This is a genomic window from Neobacillus sp. YIM B06451 (assembly GCF_032667185.1).
Classification (GTDB): Bacteria; Bacillota; Bacilli; order Bacillales; family Cytobacillaceae; genus Bacillus_D.
Map to the genome: position 1 here is coordinate 133,329 of NZ_JAVFKJ010000012.1, position 17,818 is coordinate 151,146.

The following is a 17,818-nucleotide window of genomic DNA, read 5'->3' on the forward strand; positions in this document are numbered from 1 at the left end:
TGGCAATGTATTTTTCAATGAAATTACATTGCTTTTTTAATGGAAAAATATGTTGACATGTAAAACAGTTTGAATTATTATCAATAGTGATAATAATATCAAATATTTTTTTGGGTTAATATTATCACTTTTGATAATATTGTCATCACGGAGGTTTTCAGAATGGATTTTGATCGTACTAAACTTATTTTGCACCCGGTCCGGATGAAGATTGTTCAGTCCTTGGTGAATGGCCGCCACCGGACTGCTTTCGAAATCATGAACCATCTTAAGGAGGTACCTCAGGCAACACTGTATCGTCATTTGAACAAATTGCAGGAAGCCGGACTCATTGAGGTGGTTCAGGAAAATCCGGTCAGGGGCACAGTTGAAAAAGTATATGCCCTAAAACAAACATTTCATACACAGTTAGGCACGATAAGCAAAGATCAGCATTTAGAGTTGTTTTTCACCTTTTTGGCGCAATTAATGGGAACGTATGAGCACTATTTATCTACGGATTTCGATTTGGTAAGAGACGGCGTTAGCTACCGCGTGGCCAGAATGCATTTGACTGATGAGGAATTTATGGAATTAGCCCAAAATATTCGCCGTTTGATTAATGAGGCTATGGAAAATGAGCCATCGGATGAACGGATGCCGCGAAATCTTGCGACGATTGTCATTCCGGAAAAAAATTAAAGTAGACATGTAATGGAGGGGAATGGGATGGAAAGAGAAGTTGTGTTTGGGGAGAACAATCGGATGTATGGAACATTGGCTTTGCCAGCGGGTGAAGGGGTACACCCTGCCATTGTAATTATTGCGGGTTCAGGGCCGCTCGACCGGGATGGGAATGTTGCTAAAAAGCTCACGACAAACCTTTACAAGGAACTGGCCAATTTCTTTACTGGAATTGGATTTGCTACACTCCGCTATGATAAGCGGGGAACAGGCAAGCGGGAGGGCAACTGGATGGCTGCCGGGATGTGGGACCTCGTGGAAGATGCCCGTACTGCAGTAGAATTCCTTCAAGCCCACCCGAATGTGGATAATCAAAGAATCATCGTAGCCGGACATAGTGAAGGAACGATTCTTGCGACTGCTTTGGGGGCATCCATGCCGCTGGGTGGAGTTATCTTCCTCTCAGGCGGGGTCGACAACCTTTCTGAAGCATTAAGTAAGCAGAGGGAGCTTGGAAGCAAGGAATTGCTCGCAAAGCCTGTTCTTGGGAAGCTCCTTAAGCTTATAAATGTTGCACAAAAAAGCGAAAAGTCTGCAGCCAAGATGATGGAAAAATTCAAACAGTCCAAGGAAGACATCATTAAAGTACAGCTCTTCTTTAAACAGCCGGCAAAATGGTACAGAGAACATGACGCATTTAACACGCGTGAAGCCTTGAAATCCATGAACTGTCCGATTTTCGCCATAGTCGGTGACAAGGACGCTTTGGCGGACAAGGAAGTACTTTCGGAGCTTCCATCCCTCATCCAGGGGAAAGCCGAGTATGCGATTATTAACGACATGGAACACGGCTTGCGTATACAGACTGAGGAACTCAGTATTTTAAAATCAGGCAAGAGATTTAAAGAAATCTTAAAACGCCCGCTTCATCCAGAGGCATTGTCAAAACTTGAAGGCTGGTTGGATGAAAATTATCTGAATAACAACCAGAAAGAGAATGTAGGCTGAATGAATGTTGGCATGGGTAAAGGATAGTGGGGATATAGTGCAGCAACGCGGGAGATTTTATTCTCCCGTTTTTTTGCGTTGATGAACATGAAACGAATAACAGGGCCTACTTTTTCAAAAAGCTGAAAATATCTGTAAATTATAGTTGACTCAATGTATAGTTTAGTTTACATTAAGTATATAAAACCATACTATGAGTAAAAAATATTTGACAAGGGGTGAATATATGTCGTATCAAGAAAAGAAGAGCATTGTGTCATTAATTAGCACAATCTTCATTTTTACCGCTTATTGCTTGTACATGTACCCAAGGCATCCGGGAGGGGGTCTGGAATCAGCGGAAACCTTTCATTATTGGGGTTCCTTCGTCCTTATCTTGACGTTGTTTTCAGTCTTCGCGCAAATCATAATCAGCATTATTTTTACGATTTTCTTTAGAATTACGACCAGAGAAAAGGTGCCGTCTTTTGAAGATGAGCTCGATAAACTAATCGGTTTGAAGGCGTTCCGGAATGCATTTTTCGTTTTTGTCAGCGGCTTCCTATTTTCAATGGGATCACTTGTTTTTTATGAGCCGTCACAGGCGATGTTCATCATCCTAATCGCATCAGGATTCCTTGCCGATGTGTTCGGCTCGATGACAAGGCTTTATCATTACCGGAAAGGAGTGTAACAGTGGGTAAAAATCTTGTCGGCAATCATATCCGCAAATTACGATTCAACCATGAAGAAATGACTCAGCAGCAACTGGCTGACAAGGCTGGCGTCACCCGGCAGACAATCGTGGCACTCGAAAAGGGAAACTACTCCCCATCCTTGGAACTTGCTTTCCGCATCGCCCGAGCCTTTAGCTTGCCGCTGGAAGAAGTATTCTTTTATGGGGAAGATTCAAATCCTTAAACCATCTGAATCAATAGAAAGTAGGGGAGCAAATGAGTTCAGACAAGAAGGCGGCAAAAATTGTAGGATTCCTGTTCATACTTGCGGCGGTTACGGCGGTAATTGGCCTTAAATTATATGACCCTATCCTGATAGGGCCGGATTATCTGGCAAAAGGTTCTGAGTACGCCAACCGGATAGTGCTGGGAGCGGTAATGGAGTTAATGCTTGTCGTTTCTGCGATTGGCACCGCAACGACAATGTTCCCGATTTTAAAGAAATATAACGAGACAATCGCGCTCTGGCATGTTTGCTTCAGGTTCCTTGAAGCCATTGTCATCACCGTTGGCGTAATCAGCGTGTTGTCCCTGCTGACCTTAAGCCGGGAATTTGTTGCAGCTGGGGCTTCAGTCGATCCCGCTTCTTTTCAAGCTTCAGGAACAGTATTAAAAGCAATCCACGATTGGACGTTTATGATGGGACCCTTGTTCATGCTTGGCATCAATACGATGATGTACAGTTATATCTTTTACAAAACCAGGATAGTGCCAAGGTTTTTATCAACGCTTGGAATCACTGGGGCCATATCAGTCTTCGTTTGTTCCCTGTTGGTCATGTTCGGCGTCATCGAACAAATTTCCGTTTGGGGCGGCATCTTGGCCGTACCCGTAGCAGCCAACGAAATGATCCTAGCAGTCTGGCTCTTAACAAAAGGATTCAATCAACAAGCAATCGCTTCACTTTAAAAGGCGAACAGTGCCTGTCACTCCCCGAAATTTCTTGTTTCACAGAATGTTTCACGGATGAACGATGACATCGAAAAGCCGCTTGCTGAGTATTAGCGGGCGGCTTTTTACTGTCGGATTAACTTTTTAAAAGGGTATAATGAATCTAGTTTTTAAATTGAAAAGGAGTAATTTTACGATGGATTTGCTTTTGCATGGAAAAAATGTACTTATTACTGGCGGCTCGAAAGGAATTGGAAAAGCGATTGCCAAGGCGTTTGTGGCGGAAGGTGCGAATGTTGCCATTTCGGCGAGGGGAAAGGAAGCACTGGAACAGACAAAGGAAGAACTTAAAGGCTGCGCCTCGATTATCCAAGCAGATATTACCGAGCCAGAGGAACGGGAGAAGCTTATTATTTCCTTTGTTAAAAAGTACGGAACAATAGACGTTTTAATTAATAATGCAGGCGGGAGCAATGGCGGAAAAGCAACCGAAACCGAAATGGATTTATTCCGCGAGGCAATGGAATTAAATTATTTTTCTGCCGTCCATCTAAGCAAATTGGCTGTTGAGTATATGAAAAAGCAACAATCAGGCTCAATCATTAATATTACCTCGATTTTCGGAAGAGAAAGCGGAGGGAAGGTTACCTATAACAATGCGAAATCCGCGCTGATCAGTTTTACAAAATCGCTTGCGGACGAGGTGATTTCCGATGGAATCAGGGTTAATAGCATCTCTCCGGGAAGCATTTTACACGAAACAGGTAACTGGAAAAAGCGCCTTGAGGCAGACCCTGAAGGCATAAAAGAATTCGTGAAGAAAGAAATACCTGCCGGCCGTTTCGGTACCCCAGAAGAAATCGCGAATGTCGCAGTGTTCCTCGCTTCCGAAAAAGCGTCCTGGATTGTAGGCGCCAGCATAAATGTAGACGGCGGGCAATCGAGAATGAATTTTTAAGGATGAGAGAGGGAAAGTTATGAAAAATATTACGCTCATTGCTTTTTTGAGCTGAAATCAGTACAGTGTACTGTAACGCAAGTTAAATATGGTTTTAGACAGCTTGGAGGCACTAACGATGAAAAGAGTATATTTAGCTAGCCCGTTTTTTAATGAGAAAGAGATTGGATATTTGGAACAGGTCGAAAAGATATTAGCAGATAAAGGTTTAAGCGTGTTCTCGCCATTTAGGCAGCCTGAGGATAGCGAGGTTGAGGTTGGATCGCGGCAATGGTCGATTGAAATATTTATGAATGATATTAAATACATTAAGTGGGCTGAAGTTGTTGTCGGCATCTATCATGGAAACTATTCGGACAGTGGCACAGCCTGGGAACTTGGCTACGCGTATGCAACAGACAAGCCTGTTATTGCCGTCCATGTTGGTGAGAACAGCAATCTCATGGTGCATGAAGGGGCGCATGCGAATATCACTTTAGAAGAACTTAAAGAGTATGACTTTGACGAAATGGCCAGTTCATTCTATACAGGTCCAATGCTCTAATACAAAAATGGAACTTTAGTGTTCGAATTTTTTTGTAAGGGAAAATTGCTGCATGAACGAAACAACGTATCTGTAAACGTTCTCCGGTTATGAAGGAGAGCGTTTGCAATGTTTTTGGAGATGCGGTCGTTTTTCGGTTGCGATTCACTGTCACTCCCGGAATTTTCTTTTTTCACAGGATGTTTCACGGACCGACGACTACATTGGAAAAGCCACTTGCTGAGTATTAGCAGGTGGCTTTTTATTGTCAGATTAACTTTTTAAAAGGGTATAATGAACCTAGTTTTTAAATTGAAAAGGAGTAATTTTACGAAGGATTTGCTTTTGTATGGAAAAAATGTACTCATTACTGGCGGCTCGAAGGGAATTGGAAAAGCTATTGCCAAGGCGTTTGTGGCGGAAGGTGCGAATGTTGCCATTTCGGTGAGGGGAAAGGAAGCGCTGGAACAAACAAAGGGAGAACTTCAAGGCTATGTCTCCATTTTTCAAGCAGATATTACCGAGCCAGAGGAACGGAAGAGGCTTATCACCTCCTGTTGAAAAGTACGGAACAATACCTGCCNTGAGGGGAAAGGAAGCGCTGGAACAAACAAAGGGAGAACTTCAAGGCTATGTCTCCATTTTTCAAGCAGATATTACCGAGCCAGAGGAACGGAAGAGGCTTATCACCTCCTGTTGAAAAGTACGGAACAATACCTGCCGGCCGTTTCGGTACCCCGGAAGAAATCGCGAACATCGCTGTGTTCCTCGCTTCTGAAAAAGCATCCTGGATTGTTGGCGCCAGCATAAATGTCGACGGCGGGCAATCAAGAATGAATTTTTGAGGATGTATGGTTCCTTGCCTTTTTGGAGTGAAATCAGTACAGTGACTGTAATGCAAGTAAATAATTTTGTTTTTAGACAGCTTGGAGGCATTAACGATGAAAAGAGTATATTTAGCCAGCCCGTTTTTTAATGAGAAAGAGATTCGATACGTGGAACAGGTTGAAGAGATTTTGGCGGAAAAAGGTTTAAGTGTATTCTCGCCATTTAGGCACACTGGCGAGGCAGAGTTCGGGTCTCGCCAATGGTCGATTGAAACATTTATGGATGATATTAAGCACATTAAGTGGGCGGAAGTTGTTGTCGCAATCTATCATGGATTCTATTCGGACAGCGGAACAGCCTGGGAACTTGGCTACGCGTATGCAACTGACAAGCCTGTCATTTTAGTCCATGTTGGTGAAAACAGTAATCTCATGGTTCATGAAGGCGCGCATGCGAATATTACATTAGAAGAACTTAAAGAGTATGACTTTGGCCAGATGGTTAGTTCTTTTTATAAAGGTGCAATGCGCTGATGGTAAAATAGGTAAGTGTAAACAGAGAACTGCGAAATATTTGTAAGGGACAAATTGCGGTATGAATGAAACGAACTATTTCTATACGTTCTCGGGTTATGAAGGAGAACGTTCTTTAATGTATTTGGAGATGCGGTCATTTTTCGGCTGCGATTCGCAAACCGGCTTTTTGGAAAGCCGTGTAAAAATAGACCCAAGCAGGAGTCCGTTCATGAAAGAACGGATTTCCGTTTTAAGTGAGGGAACCAGTTTCGATGATCTTCTCAAAGAAATCGGGTTGCTGCCGGCTTTCGAGGAATCGTTTAAAGTCAAGTATGTGAAGCATGCAGGGGTTGCAAAAACGTCGGAGGAACGGCGTGCTATTGAAAAAGAAATCGGATTGCGCATAAATGGCCGGGCGGATTTGCACGATCCGGATAGGATATTCGGAGTTTTGAATTTACCCGACGGACGATGGATACTGGGTGATTATGTTAAAAGCGAGCCGATTTGGCATCATCATCAGCAAAAGCCGCACAGTTATTCGACCGCTCTCAATACCCGTGTGGCCAGAGCGGTGGTGAACATCGCTGTTCCAAATCCAGAAGGAATAAAGGCAATCGACCCGTGCTGCGGGATTGGGACGGTATTGGTCGAAGCTTTATCAATGGGCATCGATATCGTTGGGAGCGACAGAAACCCGCTCGTGCTTGGCGGGACAAGGGAGAACATCGCGCACTTCGGCTATGCCTGTGAAGTGAAACTGAGAGATATGTTGGACATTACCAATCACTATGACGTAGCAATTATTGATCTGCCGTATAATTTATGTTCGGTCATAAGCCCGGACCAGCAGCTCAAGATGCTCCAAAGCGCCCGTCAGTTTGCTGAAAAAGCCGTAATCGTGACGGTTGAACCCATTGACAACATCATCATGCAGGCGGAGTTTACCATAGTGGACAGGGCTGTTGTCACCAAAGGGTCGTTTATCAGGGAAGTTATTGTGTGCAAATAAAAAAACCGAACAGTGCCTGTCACTCCCCGAAATTTCTTGTTTCACAAAATGTTTCACGGATATACTACGACACCGAAAAGCCACTTGCTGAACATTAGCAGGTGGCTTTTTTACTACCGTTTTGACAAAATAATAGACCATATATAGATTGGCTTAAAATTTACATATAATTCATTGAAAGTTAAAAGTAGTATGTTACTATTTTATCGACAGACAGTCGGTCTATAAAGGGGGTATAACAATGAGAAAAGAAGCGGAGGAACGCAGGAACGAAATACTTGATGCGGCCGATGAGCTTTTTGGCCAGAAGGGTTTTGATGGAACAAGTACAAACGATATTCTCGATAAGGTCGGTATTGCGAGGGGAACGTTGTACTATCATTTCAAGTCTAAGGAAGATATTATGGACGCGTTGATTGATCGGTACAGTGCCCGCCTTTTAGGAAATGCCCAGGCAATTGCCGTAGATAAGAGTATTCCTGTGGTCGAACGGATAATAAAGGCCGTTAGATCCATGAATTTAAGTAGCGGAAGCAGCCAGGAGATTATGGTGCACATTCACAAGCCACAGAATGCCCTTATGCATCAAAAAATTCAAAAAGTCATCATCAATGGTGTTACGCCAATACTAGCGGAAATTATTCGAGAAGGTATTGACCAGGGACTGTTTAGCACGAAATACCCCTATGAATGTATGGAAATGATTGTTACATATGCTAATACGGTGTTTGATGATGAAGTGATAGAGTTAACCAATGAGGAGCGGGCCTTAAAGATACAAGCGTTTATATTCAATGTTGAAAGACTGCTCGGTGCAGAAAGCGGAAGCATGATAAATGTCATGGAAATGTTTGGCGGCAAAAATGGTGTTAAGAATGACTAGTTCGGAAAATCGGTTGAAAAGCCTGAAACAGAGGTGACTTATGTATTTTAGATTAATCCGTAATGATATTTTAAAGAGCAAATTAATAACACTTACAACAATAATATTTGTTGCTGCAGCATCGATGCTTGTCTCACTCGCAGCGATCCTCGTCGTCAATCTTTCGGGTGCGCTGGATACGCTAATGAAAAAATCTGAAACACCACATTTTATGCAAATGCATTCCGGTGATATTGATACAGCAAGACTTAACTCCTTTGCCGAGCAACATAACAATGTCGATGAATATCAGGTAGTCGAGTTTCTTGGCATTGACGGCGCACAGATTCTATTAGGTGAAAATTCGCTTGCAAATAGTGTCCAGGATAATGGCTTAAGCCTGCAAAATGAAAAATTCGATTTCCTTCTTGACCTTAACGGCAACATCATTAACAACGTATCTGACGGCGAGCTTTATGTTCCTGTAGCCTATATGAAGGACAACCTAGTTCGTGTTGGTGAAAAGGCCATAATCAGCGGGAAGGAATTTATCGTTGCGGGATTTCTCCGTGATTCGACCATGAATTCTTCGCTCTCTGCATCAAAGCGATTTCTTGTCAGCAACAATGATTTTGCGGAATTAAAACATCTTGGAAATATTGAATATCTGATTGAATTTAGACTAAAGGATTTCTCTGCCATAGGCGAATTTGAAACAGCTTATGCTTCCGCAGGCCTTGAAGCGAACGGGCCAACTGTTACTTACACGCTTTTCAAAATGATGAATGCCATTTCCGACGGGATGATGATTGCCGTTATCCTGCTTGTTAGCGCCCTTGTCGTTTCAATTGCTTTTATGTGCATCCGCTTTACGCTTCTTGCCAAAATAGAAGACGATTACCGTGAAATTGGGGTCATGAAGGCAATAGGAATGCGTATTGCCGACATCAAGCGGATTTACCTTGCAAAATACGCTGCTATAGCGGCGATAGGCAGTGTTCTTGGTTTTATTCTTTCAGTTTTATTTCAAGGCGTGCTTCTTGATAATATACGGCTTTTTATGGGTGAAAGCGAAAATGCTTCTTATGCTGTTGTTTTAGGAATGATCGGTATCCTTTTGGTTTTTCTCGCCATCATTGCTTATGTCAATGGTGTGTTGAAACGCTTTCGGAAACTATCAGCGGCTGAAGCGATCCGTTTTGGCACTTCTCAGGAAAAGGCAGCAGGAGCCAGGCGTTTTTCCTTAAGTAGAAACAGACTGTTTAGTACGAATGTTTTTCTCGGAATCAAGGATGTTCTTGCAAGAAAAAGACTTTACGGAACAATGCTTGTTGTCCTGGTGATTTCCTCATTTATCATTATTGTTCCACAGAACCTGTACAACACAATTTCCTCAAAAAACTTCATTCAATATATGGGGATTGGAAACTACGATTTACGCATTCAGGCTAATTCATCCGATAAAACCGATGAAATTGAGAGAGAGATAGACAGCGACAGCGCAGTTTCCAAGTATGCTGTTTTGACAACAAAGACATTCAAAGTAAAAACGGGAAACGGTTCAGAGGAAAATATAAAAGTTGAACTCGGTGACCATTCGGAATTTCCTATCGAGTATTCCGAGGGCAGAGCACCTGTACGTGACAATGAAATTGCGCTTTCGGCGGTAAATGCCGATGAGCTAAGCGCAAAGACAGACGATATTATTACGCTCGTGATTGAAGGGAAGGAGAAAGATCTCAAGGTCACCGGAATATACTCCGACATTACAAATGGAGGCAAAACCGCAAAGGCTGTATTTACCGACAATTCAGCGAAAGTGATGTGGACCATTGTATGTGTTGCACTTTCGGATGAATCGCTTGTCGACAAGAAGGTTGCACAGTATTCAGAGCAATTTGATTTTGCAAAGACATCAGATATCGATGAATTCGTTTCTCAGACTCTAGGATCGACGATAAGTTCCGTTAAAGTAGCTTCCTATGCCTCAGTTGCCGTTGCGCTTGTTATTGCGGTACTGGTTACACTACTGTTCATGAAAATGCTTGTTGCACAAGATAGGCCGTCCATAGCCATCATGAAGGTGCTCGGTTTTACAAACTATGATATAAAAGTACAGTATGTTTCCCGTTCGGTTTTCGTTATGATTGTCGGAATGATTCTCGGAACACTCCTTGCGAATACTCTCGGGGAGATCCTTGCGGGCATGCTCATCTCTTCGTTTGGAGCGTCAACGTTTAATTTTACGGTCAATCCTCTTACGGCATATGTGCTTAGTCCGCTGATGATGATTTTAACAGTACTTATCGCAACTATAATCGGGACATCGAGCGCTGGACAAATAAGAATTTCCGAAAATATTAAGGAGTAGGAGGAGTAGGCATATGAAAAAGATTATTATCGGTGATCAAATAGTAAAAGCTTTCGGAGAGGGCGATGAACGGCGCAATGTTCTCGAGGGGGTATCAGTTGAAATAATCGAGGGTGAGTTCGTTGCTGTTATGGGGCCTTCGGGCTCTGGGAAATCGACACTTATGTTTGCTTTAAGCGGAATCGATGGTGTTGATGGCGGAATGGTCATTTTTAACGGCAAGGATTTATCAGCAGTCGGGGAGAATGAACTTTCAGATATACGTAGAACAAAAATGGGATTTATTTTTCAGCAGCCGACTATGCTAAAAAATCTGAATATCCTCGACAATATCATCCTTCCGTCAATGCGCAGAAACAGAAAAAACACCTCGGAAATTTCGGAAAAGGCAAGAGCGCTTATGAAAAGGGTAGGTATCGCAGGGCTTGAAACACGCGATACTTCTCAGGTTTCGGGAGGTCAGCTCCAGCGTGCAGGTATATGCAGGGCACTGATGAGTAGTCCAAAAATTATTTTCGGCGACGAGCCAACAGGAGCCCTCAACTCAAAATCTGCCGATGAAATAATGGACATTTTTTCTGAAATCAACGCTGATGGTACTGCGATTATGCTTGTAACTCACGATGCGAAGGTTGCAGCGCGGACAGAGCGTATCCTGTTTATGCGAGACGGAAAAATTGTGAGTGAGTTGAAGTTTCCGAAGTTTAATGGGACGGATTTTGAACGGAGAATTGAAGAAGTGACGGCGAAAATGTTGGAAATAGGAATATGATTTCACAGTCTCAAAAATTTTAATTAGGAATTATTGGGTTATAGAGGCTAATAGTTAAAGAGAAATTTATCCCGCATTACGGACAGCTAACCAAGTAACTTCACTCTGTTGAATGAGTGGTCGTTCCAAGGCAGTGTTTTATTAAACAGTTTTTATACTGTATCTTGGATCCATTCCGAAACAGTCATCAAAGATAGTGATTTTAACAAATGTTTTACAAACCCTTTACTCTAGCCTCAACTATAATTAATAAACCCAATCTATGATAAAGGTGGCTTTACTACTTTTATCTTAGGGGGATGATTGGAAAATGAATCGTAATTTTAAAAAGAAACTAGCTGGAATCTCAGTGGCTGCTGCGGTAACTGTTTCTTCATTGGGTTTTGCTGGGTACAACAATTTTACTGAAGCGAAGGACACGAAGAAACAACCAACCAACGTCATTATGATGGTCATGGATGGTACAAGCGCGGGTGCTACTTCTCTAGCAAGATGGTACAAAGGCGAGAACCTGGCAATGGATGAAATCGTCATTGGCGGTGTACGTACCCATTCTGCTGAATCCGCAATTACCGATTCCGCGCCGGCTGGTACAGCCCTGGCAACAGGAAATAAGAGCAACGATAAAATCGTTGGGCTTCTCCCTAAGGTTGTGAATACCCCTGGAGTCAATCCAATTGACCCTGAAGATGCATTAAAACCGGTTGCGAACGTTTTAGAGGGCGCTAAACTACAGGGCAAGGCAACTGGAATCATTTCTACGTCAGAAATCCAGCACGCAACACCTGCAGGTTTCTCTTCACATGCAGTACATCGCAGCAATTACCAGGACATTGCTGAGCAGCAAGTTTATCAGGGAATTGATGTTGTCCTCGGAGGAGGAAAAGAAGCACTCGTGCCTGGCACAACGAGGAATGCCCGTGTTGATGGGGAAAATCTAGTAAGTGTGTTGAATGAAAATGGATATGATTTTGTAGAGACAAGGGACCAATTATTAAATTCAAAGTCTGATAAGATTTGGGGTTCATTTGCTCCATCCGCACTTGCTTATGACTTCGATCGTAAGAAATCAAGCAATAGCGAGCCATCCCTTGCTGAAATGACCAATAAAGCAATCAATACACTATCCAAAGATAAAGACGGCTTCTTCTTATTCGTAGAAGGAAGTAAAGTGGACTGGGCCGCTCACGCCAATGACACAATCGGCATAATCAGCGATGTATTGGCATTTGACGACGCGGTAAAAGAAGCATTGGATTTCGCGAAAAAAGATGGAAACACAATGGTTATCGCTGTGAGTGACCATGGGAACAGTGGAATTACAATGGGTAACCAGAACACGAATGGCAACTACCCTGAAATTCCAGTTTCAGCTTACATAGACCCACTTAAGAAAGCATCAATGACGGTGGAAGGTGCATTGAAGCAGCTTAAATCCGACCGTTCTAATATGAAAGAAGTGGCAGAATTATATGGTCTAGATAACCTTTCAGAAGCTGAAATAGAAGGTTTGAAAGCATCAAAAACCTTGCAGGCAGATATGGTGAAAATGCTCGCTAACCGCGCGAACATTGGTTTCTCGACTAGCGGCCATACTGGTGAGGATGTCTTCCTTTATGCGTACGGTCCTTCAAAACCATATGGATTGATCGACAACACAGACATCGCGAAAACAATGGCTAAATTCATGGGCTTTGACTTGAAAAAAACAACGGACAAGCTCTTTGTTAATGCAAGGGAATCATTTGAGAACAAAGGATACACTACTCGAATCGATGTAACAGATAAAAATAACCCTGTATTCATTGCAGAAAAACAAACGATTAAGATTGAAATCCCTGTAAACAAAAACGTTGCCCACGTCACCCAAAACAAAAAAACATTCACAAAGACACTTAACGGCGTAACTGTATACAATGGGAAAGACTTCTATGTATCCGAAAACGCACTAAACCTGTCAAACTAATAGCAAAAAAAGCGAACAGTGCCTGTCACTCCCCGAATTTTCTTGTTTCACAGGATGTTTCACGGATGAACGATCACATCGAAAAGCCACTTGCTGAGCATTAGCAGGTGGCTTTTTGGGCTGAAATGATCACAAGATTATTCGTAAAACGAAATTTTTCTATTCAGAACATTCGCATTAAATGGTATAGTTCTTTTTAGAAGGAGTGATTTCATTGGAATTCAACGATGTACTATTCGGGCACAGGTCAATACGGGAATACGAGGACCGGGAAGTAAGCCAGGATCTACTAGATTATATTTTGGATGCGGGAATTCGCGCTTCTTCTAGCGGCAATATGCAGACGTATTCAATTGTCGTCACGAGGGACAAGGAGCTTCGGAAAAAACTATACACGGCGCATATGGAGCAGTCGATGGTCGTAGACGCGCCGGTCCTGCTAACATTTTGCGCCGATTTTAATAGAATGAGAAAATGGCTTGCACTCAACGATGCACCTGTCCACTTCGACAACTTCATGAGCTTCATGATTGGTGCGGTTGATGCAACACTTGCCGCGCAAAATTGCGCACTGGCCGCGGAGAATGCGGGGTTAGGGATCTGTTACATGGGCTCGACGCTTGCAAATTGCGACCAAATTGGCGAGATTTTGAACTTGCCGCCGAATGTCGTTCCGGTTGTCGGGTATTCATTGGGCTATCCCGCAGAAAACCCCGCGCCGCGTGATCGTTTGCCAAGGCATGGACTTGTCCACTATGATACATATCGTGATTATTCAGATGAAGATATTCTCGAAATCTACAAGGACAGAAACGAAAAGGGATGGAACCGGTACATGGCCAACCCAAGGCTGAAGGAAATGACTGAACGGCTGGGGTTAAAAAATCTTGCCCAAATCTATACGATCGCCAAGTACACGAAGGAATCACACATCGAATTTTCGCAGACGGTTCTTAACTACCTCGAGAAGCAGAATTTTATGAAGAATGAATGATGGAATTTCAGAAAAAACATAAATAGATAATTCACAACCTCATTTCCTTTTGCTGCGGTGAGCGTATCACAAGTAAGTGAGGTTTCTTGCCTTTTTAGGCTAAAATCAGTACAGTTCCTATTCAACTGTTACTATAACGGACCGGTTGTTGTCAAAAAAGGGTCGTTTAAGAGGGAAGCCATTGTTTGAATATAAAAAATGTATTGCTATTATATACGCAAAGCCCATTTAACGTATAGTACTCGAGGGTTTAAGGAGGGATATTCTATGATTTATGAAATAAATAAAAACGACTTTTATAAATGTAATAGTTTACTAAATCAACAAGGACAATTAGAAGTTAAAGCTGTCATTGAAGGAATTAATCCTGGCCGTATTTTTGTGGACGATATCGCTTCTCCTACTTCTGGATTTGTATGGTTAGGCAATAATGATGGATTTATTTTTATCGGAAATGAAGAAAATGAACAGTTTACTACAAAAATTGATAATTTTATTGATACCGTAATCAAACCTGAAGCAAAGAAAGTGGGACTAAATTGGTTTGAAGGAATCGGGAATCACCAGAACTGGAATAAGACTATTGAAAAGACGTTTGAACATCGCAAGTTAGGAAGCTGGAATCAGAGGGTTTATATACTGCAAAAAGGGGACTATAAAACTGAGAATGAACCTGTCATTGAACAAGGATATGCTATAAAAAAGATTAGTAAAGCTTTCTATGATAACAGTGAAAATGAAATAAATAATATTGAATTCCTACACTCGAAAATCTTAGAATACTGGTCTTCATCTGATAACTTCTTTCATCAAGGGACTGGTTATTGTATCGTTCACGAAAAACATATTGTTAGTGTTTGCTTTTCTGGTTTTGTCGTTGGAAATGTACATTGTGTAGATATTGAAACATTAGAATTGTATCGGGGAAAAAAATTAGCTCAAAAGATAGCCCACTGTTTTGTAAAAGATTGCTTGGAAAATGGCTTGGCTCCGTATTGGGATTGTATGGAAGCCAATAAGCCATCGATTGCAATTGCAGAAAATTTAGGGCTTACCAATGTATTTAACTATAGAGGATATGAATTTCCGTTTGATTAATATTGTTCTCCCTTTTTAAAATCGGCGGATTTTTGCCGCCGAATGTCGTCTAGGTTGTCGGGTGTTCACTGGGCTACCCAGCCGAAAATCCCGCTCCGCGTGACCGCCTTCCAAGGCAACATTTACGACAACCTGGGATATCGAAACCAAAATTACTCCCTCCCATGAGGAAGCATACGAATTTGTAAGGGATTACGAATATCATAGGGGAAGGTTTTTTACAAAAAAAGAGTTTGAAAAAATATCAGCAGCAGCAACTTTTTGTATAGCTTATACTGCAAGATGTGAACATGCACTAGACCCTCATGGGGAAAGATTTGAGGGGAGCTTTCGACAAGCATTGGGTAGTATTATGGGTGACAATTCATATTTGTTATTAAACTAGCGGCTGCGATGTTCCAGAAAGGATTGCCGCCCTTTTTTTTTTGAATTTCAAATTGAACAAACTGAGGGAGTTGAATAAAGGTTTTTATCAAACTAATTGTTAAGTTAATATTGGTTAAAAAGGAGAAATTAATAAATGGTTCATATAAAAGACTCTTGGTTCACCATTAAACAAATAGATAATAAAACATTTGCTATTAGCGAGTATGGACATTGGGAAAAAGTCCACTCATTTTTATTAATTGGTGAAGAGAAAGCAGTATTAATTGATACCGGTCTTGGGATTGATAATATTAAGAGAATTACAGACCAACTAACAAGCCTACCAATTATTGTACTCACCACACATGTCCATTGGGACCATATTGGAAGCCACGGTGAATTTAAGGATATATACGTACATAAGGACGAAGAAGACTGGCTTATCAATGGAATTAAGAAACTTCCAATCGAACAAATAAGAAAAGATGTAAGCCGTGATATTACAATACCAACTCCCGAAACATTTATTCCTGACACATATAAGCCATTTCAAGGAAATCCAACTGGTTTATTAAATGATGGTGATGAAATAGAGATAGGGAGTAGGAAATTGACTATATACCATACCCCAGGGCACTCACCAGGTCATATTTCCATCTTCGATAATAGTAAAGGTTATTTATTTACGGGCGATTTACTATATGATGAGACTCCGATTTATGCATTTTTTCCAACTACCGATCCTGTGGAATTGGTGCAGTCATTGGAGAAAATATCAAATATCCCTAATGTAACTAAGATTTTTGGAGGACATAACACATTAGGTATTAATCCAGTTCTTTTGAAAGAAGTAAAAAATGCAGTTAAAGAGCTTAGGGATAAAGACCTTGTAAGATTTGGAACAGGAATTCATAAATTTAAAGGGTTTAGTGTTCAATTTTAATGAGTGCTTCTTCAACGGGTGCGTTGATCCACAGAAGGATTACCGCCCGTTTTTTGTGGAAATCATTATTGAACGTGGCAGGTTAGTTAAAGGATTAACGCTTTATTTGTTGAAGTTATTAATCTCACGGGCAGTTAGTTAAAGAACAGACTAATGCGGGTATTTTTTTATATTGAATTATTGGAGTGTGTGTGAAATGGTGGATTTAGGTTACAAACCATTAATAAAAGGTGAGAAAGTTGTTCTCAGACCTTTTAAGAATGAGGACTTCCCTTTTATAGAGGAATGCTTAAAGGATCCCGAAGTATTAAAACTGACAGGAAGCAGTTCGGATTTTGATAGGGAATCAATTCTCAAATGGTATACTACAAGAAATGAACAAACTGATCGCTTAGATCTTGCTATTGTTGACCAATCGAAGGGCATCTTAGTGGGAGAGGTAGTGGTCAATTTATATGATGAAAAAAGTCATAGTATGAATTTTAGGATACTTATTGGTCCGAGGGGAAGGAATCGAGGATTAGGAACGGAAGCAACCAAACTCATAATTGATTATGTATTTAAAAACACTACAATTAACCAACTAACTTTAAGTGTTTTTGACTTCAACCCAAGAGCCAAATATGTTTATGAAAAGGTTGGTTTTGAAGTATATGGAATTGACAAAAACGACCTAGAGTTTGATGGAAAATGGATTGACTCAATCAATATGAAATTAACTAGAGAAAATTGGATAAGCAGAGAAAAAAATGCTTATTGAGCTACTGGGTGCGTTAATCCAAGAAGGGTTAGGCACCTTTTTTGTTGAATTCCTTATTGTGCTAACGGGGTTGGAATCTTTAATAAGATTTTAAAAAATGGCTGAAACTATCCATTTAATGGAATATAATGCAAGTGTGAGGGCGTGTTATATTCAAAGCTATAATAACTTATTAAAGGGAGATGGGAGGAGATTTTATGAGTTTTATGAAGCTATTCCAGATTGGATATTTCATATTTCTAATTGCTATGGGTTTCGTTTATTTTTTTGTTCCAAACGATTATGCGTGGATAACTATTGTGATTCTATGTTTACTTTTTGGTGTATATCAAATGATTGTTAGATATCGGCTTAGACGAAAACAAGTGTAATTTAATTGTTTTAATCTAAAAGAATAAGATGGAACGCCAAATGTTGTGAAAGTCGCACGTTGGGCGTGTACGGGGAAAAGATGGAGATTACTAAAGGGTGCGATGTTCCAGGAAGGATATCCGCCTTTTTTTGTTAAATTCCTTGTTGAGCTAAAGGGGCAGGTTAGTTTAATAATAAAGCTATATAAAACTCCCTTTTCA

At 41.2% G+C, this 17,818-nt stretch carries 18 protein-coding genes and 1 pseudogene; all 19 read left to right on the forward strand.

All coding sequences use genetic code 11. The features are described 5' to 3' along the window. Nucleotides 1-162 precede the first annotated feature (162 nt). The 19 genes and pseudogenes from RB160_RS17935 (at nt 163) to RB160_RS18025 (ending at nt 17,246) form a co-directional block, all read left to right on the forward strand. Nucleotides 163-681, forward strand: coding sequence for a helix-turn-helix domain-containing protein (locus tag RB160_RS17935; RefSeq protein WP_316571799.1), 519 nt, complete (start codon nt 163-165; stop codon nt 679-681). Between the two features lie 27 nt (nt 682-708). Next, nucleotides 709-1,671 (forward strand): alpha/beta hydrolase family protein, encoded by a 963-nt coding sequence (locus RB160_RS17940; RefSeq protein ID WP_316571800.1) that lies wholly within the window; start codon nt 709-711, stop codon nt 1,669-1,671. Between the two features lie 226 nt (nt 1,672-1,897). After that, nucleotides 1,898-2,344, forward strand: a complete 447-nt coding sequence (locus RB160_RS17945) for a hypothetical protein (RefSeq protein WP_316571801.1) — start codon at nt 1,898-1,900, stop codon at nt 2,342-2,344. Between the two features lie 2 nt (nt 2,345-2,346). After that, entirely contained in the window at nt 2,347-2,571 is a 225-nt protein-coding gene (locus RB160_RS17950) for a helix-turn-helix transcriptional regulator (protein WP_316571802.1), read from the forward strand. A 32-nt stretch (nt 2,572-2,603) separates the two neighbouring features. Continuing rightward, nucleotides 2,604-3,296: a DUF4386 domain-containing protein gene (locus RB160_RS17955; RefSeq protein WP_316571803.1), complete on the forward strand. Its 693-nt coding sequence runs from the start codon at nt 2,604-2,606 to the stop codon at nt 3,294-3,296. A 178-nt stretch (nt 3,297-3,474) separates the two neighbouring features. Continuing rightward, entirely contained in the window at nt 3,475-4,236 is a 762-nt protein-coding gene (locus RB160_RS17960) for an SDR family NAD(P)-dependent oxidoreductase (protein ID WP_316571804.1), read from the forward strand. A gap of 118 nt (nt 4,237-4,354) precedes the next feature. Then, nucleotides 4,355-4,780, forward strand: a complete 426-nt coding sequence (locus RB160_RS17965; RefSeq protein ID WP_316571805.1) for a nucleoside 2-deoxyribosyltransferase — start codon at nt 4,355-4,357, stop codon at nt 4,778-4,780. A 273-nt stretch (nt 4,781-5,053) separates the two neighbouring features. After that, nucleotides 5,054-5,320: an SDR family NAD(P)-dependent oxidoreductase gene (locus RB160_RS17970; protein ID WP_316571806.1), complete on the forward strand. Its 267-nt coding sequence runs from the start codon at nt 5,054-5,056 to the stop codon at nt 5,318-5,320. Between the two features lie 152 nt (nt 5,321-5,472). Then, a pseudogene (locus RB160_RS17975) lies at nt 5,473-5,604 on the forward strand (SDR family oxidoreductase); the annotation flags it as partial. A 96-nt stretch (nt 5,605-5,700) separates the two neighbouring features. Next, entirely contained in the window at nt 5,701-6,120 is a 420-nt protein-coding gene (locus RB160_RS17980; protein WP_316571808.1) for a nucleoside 2-deoxyribosyltransferase, read from the forward strand. Nucleotides 6,121-6,181: 61 nt separating this feature from the next. After that, nucleotides 6,182-7,114: a TRM11 family SAM-dependent methyltransferase gene (locus RB160_RS17985; protein ID WP_316571809.1), complete on the forward strand. Its 933-nt coding sequence runs from the start codon at nt 6,182-6,184 to the stop codon at nt 7,112-7,114. A gap of 241 nt (nt 7,115-7,355) precedes the next feature. Next, on the forward strand, nt 7,356-7,997 hold the full coding sequence (locus tag RB160_RS17990; RefSeq protein WP_396954740.1) for a TetR/AcrR family transcriptional regulator: 642 nt from the start codon (nt 7,356-7,358) through the stop codon (nt 7,995-7,997). Between the two features lie 40 nt (nt 7,998-8,037). Further along, nucleotides 8,038-10,347, forward strand: coding sequence for an ABC transporter permease (locus RB160_RS17995; RefSeq protein ID WP_316571810.1), 2,310 nt, complete (start codon nt 8,038-8,040; stop codon nt 10,345-10,347). A gap of 13 nt (nt 10,348-10,360) precedes the next feature. After that, nucleotides 10,361-11,119, forward strand: coding sequence for an ABC transporter ATP-binding protein (locus tag RB160_RS18000; protein WP_316571811.1), 759 nt, complete (start codon nt 10,361-10,363; stop codon nt 11,117-11,119). Nucleotides 11,120-11,429: 310 nt separating this feature from the next. Continuing rightward, the gene (locus RB160_RS18005) at nt 11,430-13,085 is read left to right on the forward strand and encodes an alkaline phosphatase (RefSeq protein ID WP_316571812.1); all 1,656 of its coding nucleotides are present in this window, start codon (nt 11,430-11,432) and stop codon (nt 13,083-13,085) included. 205 nt (nt 13,086-13,290) lie between these two features. Continuing rightward, a complete protein-coding gene (locus tag RB160_RS18010) occupies nt 13,291-14,079 on the forward strand; it encodes a nitroreductase family protein (protein WP_316571813.1) in 789 nt (262 codons plus the stop codon). A 267-nt stretch (nt 14,080-14,346) separates the two neighbouring features. Further along, a complete protein-coding gene (locus RB160_RS18015; protein ID WP_316571814.1) occupies nt 14,347-15,177 on the forward strand; it encodes a GNAT family N-acetyltransferase in 831 nt (276 codons plus the stop codon). A gap of 520 nt (nt 15,178-15,697) precedes the next feature. Further along, nucleotides 15,698-16,486, forward strand: coding sequence for an MBL fold metallo-hydrolase (locus tag RB160_RS18020; protein WP_316571815.1), 789 nt, complete (start codon nt 15,698-15,700; stop codon nt 16,484-16,486). Nucleotides 16,487-16,682: 196 nt separating this feature from the next. Continuing rightward, nucleotides 16,683-17,246, forward strand: a complete 564-nt coding sequence (locus RB160_RS18025; RefSeq protein ID WP_316571816.1) for a GNAT family N-acetyltransferase — start codon at nt 16,683-16,685, stop codon at nt 17,244-17,246. Nucleotides 17,247-17,818 lie beyond the last annotated feature (572 nt).

Coding starts and splice junctions, on each gene's coding strand:
- RB160_RS17935 (WP_316571799.1), top strand. CDS start 163: ATGGATTTTGATCGTACTAAACTTATTTTGCACCCGGTCCGGATGAAG.
- RB160_RS18015 (WP_316571814.1), top strand. CDS start 14,347: ATGATTTATGAAATAAATAAAAACGACTTTTATAAATGTAATAGTTTA.
- RB160_RS17955 (WP_316571803.1), top strand. CDS start 2,604: ATGAGTTCAGACAAGAAGGCGGCAAAAATTGTAGGATTCCTGTTCATA.
- RB160_RS18020 (WP_316571815.1), top strand. CDS start 15,698: ATGGTTCATATAAAAGACTCTTGGTTCACCATTAAACAAATAGATAAT.
- RB160_RS17960 (WP_316571804.1), top strand. CDS start 3,475: ATGGATTTGCTTTTGCATGGAAAAAATGTACTTATTACTGGCGGCTCG.
- RB160_RS17945 (WP_316571801.1), top strand. CDS start 1,898: ATGTCGTATCAAGAAAAGAAGAGCATTGTGTCATTAATTAGCACAATC.
- RB160_RS18005 (WP_316571812.1), top strand. CDS start 11,430: ATGAATCGTAATTTTAAAAAGAAACTAGCTGGAATCTCAGTGGCTGCT.
- RB160_RS17965 (WP_316571805.1), top strand. CDS start 4,355: ATGAAAAGAGTATATTTAGCTAGCCCGTTTTTTAATGAGAAAGAGATT.
- RB160_RS17970 (WP_316571806.1), top strand. CDS start 5,054: ATGAACCTAGTTTTTAAATTGAAAAGGAGTAATTTTACGAAGGATTTG.
- RB160_RS17980 (WP_316571808.1), top strand. CDS start 5,701: ATGAAAAGAGTATATTTAGCCAGCCCGTTTTTTAATGAGAAAGAGATT.
- RB160_RS17995 (WP_316571810.1), top strand. CDS start 8,038: ATGTATTTTAGATTAATCCGTAATGATATTTTAAAGAGCAAATTAATA.
- RB160_RS18000 (WP_316571811.1), top strand. CDS start 10,361: ATGAAAAAGATTATTATCGGTGATCAAATAGTAAAAGCTTTCGGAGAG.
- RB160_RS17985 (WP_316571809.1), top strand. CDS start 6,182: ATGAATGAAACGAACTATTTCTATACGTTCTCGGGTTATGAAGGAGAA.
- RB160_RS18025 (WP_316571816.1), top strand. CDS start 16,683: ATGGTGGATTTAGGTTACAAACCATTAATAAAAGGTGAGAAAGTTGTT.
- RB160_RS17940 (WP_316571800.1), top strand. CDS start 709: ATGGAAAGAGAAGTTGTGTTTGGGGAGAACAATCGGATGTATGGAACA.
- RB160_RS17990 (WP_396954740.1), top strand. CDS start 7,356: ATGAGAAAAGAAGCGGAGGAACGCAGGAACGAAATACTTGATGCGGCC.